Source organism: Streptococcus sp. HMSC072C09, assembly GCF_001813105.1.
Taxonomy (GTDB): Bacteria; Bacillota; Bacilli; order Lactobacillales; family Streptococcaceae; genus Streptococcus.
The window spans coordinates 89,098-95,201 of record NZ_KV811489.1; the positions used below are offsets into that span (position 1 = coordinate 89,098).

General features: G+C 46.1%; 8 protein-coding genes. 7 read left to right on the forward strand and 1 reads right to left on the reverse strand.

Translation table 11 applies throughout. The annotated features are described in order from the left end of the window. Positions 1-247: 247 nt before the first annotated feature. Positions 248-418 (reverse strand): DUF3042 family protein, encoded by a 171-nt coding sequence (locus tag HMPREF2893_RS03675; protein ID WP_003002781.1) that lies wholly within the window; start codon positions 416-418, stop codon positions 248-250. Between the two features lie 83 nt (positions 419-501). Between HMPREF2893_RS03675 and miaA the strand changes: the two genes are divergently transcribed. Genes miaA through HMPREF2893_RS03710 form a run of 7 tightly spaced genes read left to right on the forward strand, consistent with a single transcriptional unit; the run spans position 502 to position 6,059 of the window. Beyond that, positions 502-1,389 (forward strand): tRNA (adenosine(37)-N6)-dimethylallyltransferase MiaA, encoded by an 888-nt coding sequence (miaA, locus tag HMPREF2893_RS03680; protein ID WP_049475316.1) that lies wholly within the window; start codon positions 502-504, stop codon positions 1,387-1,389. Further along, complete coding sequence (hflX, locus tag HMPREF2893_RS03685) at positions 1,382-2,629, forward strand: GTPase HflX (RefSeq protein ID WP_070674426.1); 1,248 nt, start codon at positions 1,382-1,384, stop codon at positions 2,627-2,629. The genes miaA and hflX overlap by 8 nt, the downstream gene beginning before the upstream one ends. Continuing rightward, the gene (locus tag HMPREF2893_RS03690; protein WP_070674429.1) at positions 2,613-3,242 is read left to right on the forward strand and encodes a cystathionine beta-lyase; all 630 of its coding nucleotides are present in this window, start codon (positions 2,613-2,615) and stop codon (positions 3,240-3,242) included. Before hflX ends, HMPREF2893_RS03690 begins: the two co-directional genes overlap by 17 nt. 3 nt (positions 3,243-3,245) lie before the next feature. Then, positions 3,246-4,175, forward strand: a complete 930-nt coding sequence (gene rnz, locus HMPREF2893_RS03695) for a ribonuclease Z (RefSeq protein ID WP_003011107.1) — start codon at positions 3,246-3,248, stop codon at positions 4,173-4,175. A gap of 1 nt (position 4,176) precedes the next feature. Further along, complete coding sequence (locus HMPREF2893_RS03700) at positions 4,177-4,932, forward strand: SDR family NAD(P)-dependent oxidoreductase (RefSeq protein ID WP_070674432.1); 756 nt, start codon at positions 4,177-4,179, stop codon at positions 4,930-4,932. A gap of 10 nt (positions 4,933-4,942) precedes the next feature. Then, positions 4,943-5,653, forward strand: coding sequence for a class I SAM-dependent methyltransferase (locus tag HMPREF2893_RS03705; RefSeq protein WP_049475312.1), 711 nt, complete (start codon positions 4,943-4,945; stop codon positions 5,651-5,653). A 1-nt stretch (position 5,654) separates the two neighbouring features. Then, positions 5,655-6,059, forward strand: a complete 405-nt coding sequence (locus HMPREF2893_RS03710) for a GNAT family N-acetyltransferase (RefSeq protein ID WP_070674435.1) — start codon at positions 5,655-5,657, stop codon at positions 6,057-6,059. Positions 6,060-6,104 lie beyond the last annotated feature (45 nt).

Below are 6,104 nucleotides of genomic sequence, written 5' to 3' on the forward strand. Positions count from 1 at the left end.
CATGACTTAGTTTTGAACCTAAAGTTTCAAAACTACCGAGTGCTAGAAACCGTAGTGTTTCTAGCACTTTTCTCACGGCGGAAAGTTTCAGTATATGTTTGAATAAGCATAATATATATCATTCTAATTCTTTTAGCATTACTTGTGTTAGCATATCGTGACAAACCCTACCAGTAAAAGAAAATTTTCCAAAATGGACTTTTTCTTCAGCAAAAAAAGCTCCGGTTTTCCGGAGCTTTTTGAATGATTAGTGTGAGACACGGCGACGTGCTGCTTTTTTGCGGTTTTCTTCGATGAAAGCTGCTTTTTGTTCTTCTGGTTCGATTACTTTTTTCTTGAATGTGTAAACTGCACCTGCGACAGCAGCAACTGTACCAGCAACACCAGTAACAAAACCTTTACCAAATCCTTTAGCCATGAGAATTTCTCCTTTTCTGAACTTTAAATATTTATGTTATAATATATGGTAACGAAAAAACGTGAATTTTGCAAGGAAAAACGATGAAAACCAAGATAATTGTGATTGTGGGACCAACTGCTGTTGGGAAAACAGCTCTTGCGATCGATTTAGCGCAAGCCCTCAATGGTGAAATTATCAGTGGCGATAGCCAGCAAGTCTATCGCAAGCTGGATATTGGAACGGCCAAGGCGACACCAGAAGAGCAAGCAGCAGCTCCCCATCATTTGATCGATGTGCGGGAGGTGACCGAGTCTTACTCGGCTTTTGATTTTGTAAGAGAAGCTAAGACTGCGATTGAGGATATCACAGCTCGAGGCAAGCTTCCTATCATTGCAGGTGGGACGGGTCTTTACATCCAAAGTCTGCTCGAAGGTTATCATCTAGGTGGTGAAGTTCCTCATGAAGAGATTCTGGCCTATCGCGCTCAATTGGACGTGCTGTCGGACGAAGACTTGTACCAAAGAGTGGCGGAGCAAGGACTTGTGATTCCTCAGATCAATCGCCGTCGGGCCATGCGGGCTCTTGAAATTGCGCATTTTGGAAAAGACCTCGCAAACGAAGAGACCGATTATGAACCCTATCTGATCTGTCTAGATGATGATCGGTCCTTGATCTATGATCGTATCAATCGTCGAGTAGATAGCATGTTAGAGGAGGGCTTACTGGATGAAGCTCGCTGGCTCTATGACCATTACCCAGATGTGCAAGCCAGTAAAGGGATTGGCTACAAGGAACTCTTTCCCTACTTTAAGGGGGAGCAAAGCCTTGAAGAAGCCAGTGAGACCCTCAAGCGCAACACCCGGCGTTTTGCCAAACGGCAGCTGACCTGGTTTCGAAATCGGATGGAAGTGACCTTTTACGCCATTTCTGCCCCCCACTTCAAGGAGCAGGTTCTTGCAGATGTAAAGGAGTTTTTAGAGCATGATTGAAACAGAAAAGAAACAAGAACGCATCCTTTTGGTTGGTGTGGAACTTCAAGGCATGGACAATTTTGATATGTCGATGGAGGAGTTGGCAAGCCTAGCTAAAACAGCCGGTGGAGATGTCCGGGGCTCTTATACACAAAAGCGGGAGAAGTACGATACTAAGACCTTTGTCGGCTCAGGAAAATTAGAAGAAATTGCTCAGATGGTCGAAGCAGATGAGATTACGACAGTGGTGGTCAATAACCGCCTGACGCCCCGGCAAAATGTCAATTTAGAAGAAATCCTTGGGGTTAAGGTTATTGACCGGATGCAGCTGATTCTAGATATCTTTGCCATGCGAGCTAGAAGCCATGAAGGGAAGTTGCAGGTGCACTTGGCCCAGCTTAAATACCTCTTGCCACGCCTTGTTGGTCAAGGGATCATGCTCAGCCGTCAGGCCGGGGGAATTGGATCTCGTGGTCCAGGGGAAAGTCAGTTGGAGTTGAACCGCCGGAGCGTTCGCAATCAAATCACCGATATCGAGCGCCAGCTCAAGGCTGTTGAAAAGAACCGGGAAACCCTTCGTGAAAAACGCTTGGAATCACCTGTCTTCAAGATTGGTTTGATCGGCTATACCAATGCAGGAAAGTCGACCATTATGAATCAAATGACTAGTAAGAGCCAGTATGAAGCTGATGAACTCTTTGCGACCTTGGATGCCACAACCAAGAGCATCCACCTAACAGGCAATCTACAAGTAACCCTGACCGATACAGTCGGCTTTATTCAGGACTTGCCAACAGAGTTGGTATCAAGTTTTAAGTCGACCCTGGAAGAAAGTAAGAATGTGGATCTCTTGGTCCATGTCATCGATGCTTCTGATCCCAATCATGAGGAGCATGAAAAGACCGTTCTCTCTATCATGAAAGACTTAGATATGCTAGAGATTCCTCGCTTAACCCTCTACAACAAAGCAGATAAAGTAGCAGACTTTACTCCAACCCAGACACCTTTTAGCTTGATTTCAGCGCGCTCTGAGACAGCCCGTGAAGATCTCCAGGCTTTGTTCCTAGAAAAACTGAGAGAACTCTTTGTTCCCTTTACCATTCGCGTTCCCTTTTCAAAATCCTATCGGACACATGATCTAGAAACGGTTGCGATCATTGACCAGCGCAAATTTGAAGAGGATGTCGAGGTCATTCAAGGCTATATCGCAGAGAAAAATAAGTGGAAGTTGGAAGAATTTTATGACGGATTACGTTGATTTAGCAATAAAATATGGAGGTTATACTAGCCTCGATCGGGTCTATCTGACCAATCTTTTACGCACGATCCCTGAGGAATTGCGTCTCCGTGTGATTACGCCTCCCCCAAGTGTGATCAACGCTTATTTTGCTGAGCTCTATCAAAAGAAGAGCCCCAAGGAGGCCATGGATTATTTCTTGGACTTGAGCCGGGTATTTGACTTATTCACAGTTCAGCAAAGCTTTGATGAACGAAAGCCATTTATCCGCCTCAATTTATCAGGTAAATCTTATGGCTTGGCTTACGTAAATGAAGAGCTAGCCTGTGTCTTTGCTGAAGATCCAGCAGAGGCTATCACCCCTGCCATTTTATTTGAAGTCGCAGAGATCTTTCCGCATTGTTTGATCTTTGAAAAAGATGGCAAGATCTGTCTGCAAGAGGCCGGCCCAGAAGGGGTCACTAAAACAGAAGCCCTCTCTGCCTTGACTGACTTGATGACCTTGGAAGATGGACGCTTGAAACTATCAGGATATAACCAAGAGGAGCTCCTTGAGCTAGCGCAAGCCTACCCAGGCAACCTTTCTTTCCGTTCAGAGAACCGGACGGCCATGATTTATATAGATAGAAAGTAGACAATGGACATTCAATTTTTAGGAACGGGAGCTGGGCAACCCTCAAAAGCCCGTAATGTATCGAGCCTAGCGCTCAAATTGCTGGACGAGATCAATGAAGTCTGGCTCTTTGATTGTGGCGAAGCGACACAGAATCAAATTTTAGAAACGACTATTCGTCCGCGAAAGGTTAGCAAGATCTTTATTACTCACCTACACGGAGATCATATTTTTGGTTTGCCAGGTTTCCTCTCTAGTCGGGCCTTTCAGGCCAATGAAGAGCAGACGGATCTGGATATCTATGGACCAGTAGGAATCAAATCCTTTGTGATGACCAGTCTTCGCGTATCAGGCTCTCGCCTGCCTTACCGCATCCATTTTCATGAATTCGATGAACATTCTCTGGGTAAGATTTTAGAAACCGATAAATTCACGGTTTATGCGGAAGCTTTGGACCACACTATTTTCTGCGTGGGTTATCGGATCATGCAAAAAGACCTCGAAGGGACGCTGGACGCAGACAAGCTGAAGGCAGCGGGTGTTCCCTTTGGACCGCTCTTTGGCCAGGTCAAAAATGGACAAGATGTCACCCTGGAGGATGGCACTAAGATCATTGCAGCGGATTATATTTCAGCCCCTCGACCTGGTAAGATTATCACGATCCTTGGAGATACCAGAAAGACTGATGCCAGCGTCCGACTTGGAGTCAATGCGGATGTCCTCGTCCATGAGTCTACCTATGGCAAGGGCGATGAGAAGATTGCTAAGAAACACGGTCACTCGACCAATATGCAGGCGGCAGAAGTGGCGCGTGAAGCTGGAGCAAAACGCCTTCTTTTGAACCACATCAGTGCTCGCTTCTTATCAAAAGACATCAGCCAATTGCGCAAGGATGCGTCCAGCATTTTTGAAAATGTCTATGTCGTCAAAGATTTGGAAGAAGTGGAGATCTAAGATGCGAACCATTCTCATAACAGGAGCAAGTGGAGGCTTGGCCCAAGAAATGGTCAAGCTCCTCCCTGAAGATCGGCTGATTCTCTTAGGCAGAAATCAAGAAAAACTGGAAAAACTCTATGCCAATCATCCTCAAACAGAGTGCATCGAGATCGATATCACAGATTCCTCAGCCGTCCAAGATTTGGTAGAAGAGCTCTATCAGCGCTACGGGCAGATTGATATCTTGGTCAACAACGCAGGCTATGGGATTTTTGAGGCCTTTGATCGCATTTCTGACCAGCAGGTGCAGGAAATGTTTGAAGTCAATACCTTTGCCCTCATGCAGCTTTCACGCTTGATTGGTGCGCACATGAAGGCAGTAGGCAAGGGGCACATTGTCAACATCGTCAGCATGGCGGGCTTAGTAGCAACTGCCAAATCCAGCCTTTATTCGGCCACCAAGTTTGCAGCCATTGGCTTCTCTAACGCCCTGCGGTTAGAACTGATGCCCTTTGGTGTCCATGTGACGACAGTCAATCCAGGCCCAATTCGGACCACTTTCTTTGATCAGGCAGACCCAGACGGAAGTTATGTCAAAGCTGTGGATCGCTACATTTTGGAACCAGACTTTGTGGCTAAGAAGATCGTGAAAAACTTTGGAAAACCAAAACGCGAGCTCAATTTGCCTTGGCTCTTGAACCTGACCCACAAGCTCTATACTCTTTTCCCTCGCATCTCGGACAAGCTAGCTAGCAAGATGTTTAATTACAAATAGGAGGAACCAGATGGCAGCCAATATCCAAGCCTATTTAGAAACCCTCCAGCAACCCTGGGGACAGATCTATTATGATATCCTTTTTGAGCAATTACAGGAAATCAAGGAAAAGAGGGTGCTTGATTTTGGCAGTGGTTTTGGCCTTGTAGCCAACCACCTAACGAAAGATAATCAAGTCCTTGCTGTGGAGCCCAATGAGGAAATGGTAGCCTTGCGAGTCCAGGACCATCCCTACCAACAAATCGTCGGAAGTCTGGATCAGTTAGCAAGTCTTGAAGATGCCAGCTTTGATGTTATCCTCTGCCACAATGTCTTGGAGTATGTAGAAGATCGCAAGGAGATTCTCAAGGTATTTACTCGTCTCTTGAAACCAGGAGGCCTGCTATCTATCGTCAAGCACAATGAGGTTGGACGCGTCCTGCAGACCGTCGTCTTTGAAAATGATACTCAAAAGGCTCTTGATCTCCTAGCAGGTCAAGACCTGGAAACCCACTCCATGGGTTTGGCCCAGGCCTATGATCTCGGTGCAGCAGTAGAAGACTTAGCCCTTGAAGTTCAGGATTACCAAGGGATCCGAGTCTTTTATGCCTTGCAGGACAATCGCTTCAAGGGCCAAGAAGGCTGGCGAGAGTCTATGCTCAAGATGGAGCTGGCCGTTTGCCAAGAGTCACCTTACCGGGATATCGCCTTCTTCCAGCACTATACCTTAAAAAGGAGTTAAGATGTTCCATTACAAACAAGAAATTCCAGCGATGACAGACCTAGTCGCACTCTACAGCTCGGTCGGATGGACCAATTATACCAACAACCCAACTATGCTGGAACAAGCTGTCAAAGCCAGTCTCTGGCAGTTGGCAGTCTATGATGAGAAAGAGCTCGTCGCCTACATTCGCTTGGTAGGTGATGGCTACTCGGTTATTTTTGTGCAGGACCTTTTGGTAAGACCAGATTACCAGCGTCAAGGTATCGGAAGGAGACTCTTAACAGAGGCTTTAGCGACCTTCCCTACTGTCTATCAACGGCTCCTTGCCACTGAACGTAGCGAGAAAAATCTAGCCTTTTACCAATCCCTGGGCTTTGTTGAACTTTCAGAGCAAGCCTGTACAGGGATGATTTATATGAAATAAGAGAGTGGGATAGAAATCGGTAATTCGTTAGAATTCGATTTCGTC

Bases quoted from the DNA above. Each gene is read 5' to 3' on its own strand.
- HMPREF2893_RS03675 (WP_003002781.1), bottom strand. From the start codon at position 418: ATGGCTAAAGGATTTGGTAAAGGTTTTGTTACTGGTGTTGCTGGTACA.
- miaA (WP_049475316.1), top strand. From the start codon at position 502: ATGAAAACCAAGATAATTGTGATTGTGGGACCAACTGCTGTTGGGAAA.
- hflX (WP_070674426.1), top strand. From the start codon at position 1,382: ATGATTGAAACAGAAAAGAAACAAGAACGCATCCTTTTGGTTGGTGTG.
- HMPREF2893_RS03690 (WP_070674429.1), top strand. From the start codon at position 2,613: ATGACGGATTACGTTGATTTAGCAATAAAATATGGAGGTTATACTAGC.
- rnz (WP_003011107.1), top strand. From the start codon at position 3,246: ATGGACATTCAATTTTTAGGAACGGGAGCTGGGCAACCCTCAAAAGCC.
- HMPREF2893_RS03700 (WP_070674432.1), top strand. From the start codon at position 4,177: ATGCGAACCATTCTCATAACAGGAGCAAGTGGAGGCTTGGCCCAAGAA.
- HMPREF2893_RS03705 (WP_049475312.1), top strand. From the start codon at position 4,943: ATGGCAGCCAATATCCAAGCCTATTTAGAAACCCTCCAGCAACCCTGG.
- HMPREF2893_RS03710 (WP_070674435.1), top strand. From the start codon at position 5,655: ATGTTCCATTACAAACAAGAAATTCCAGCGATGACAGACCTAGTCGCA.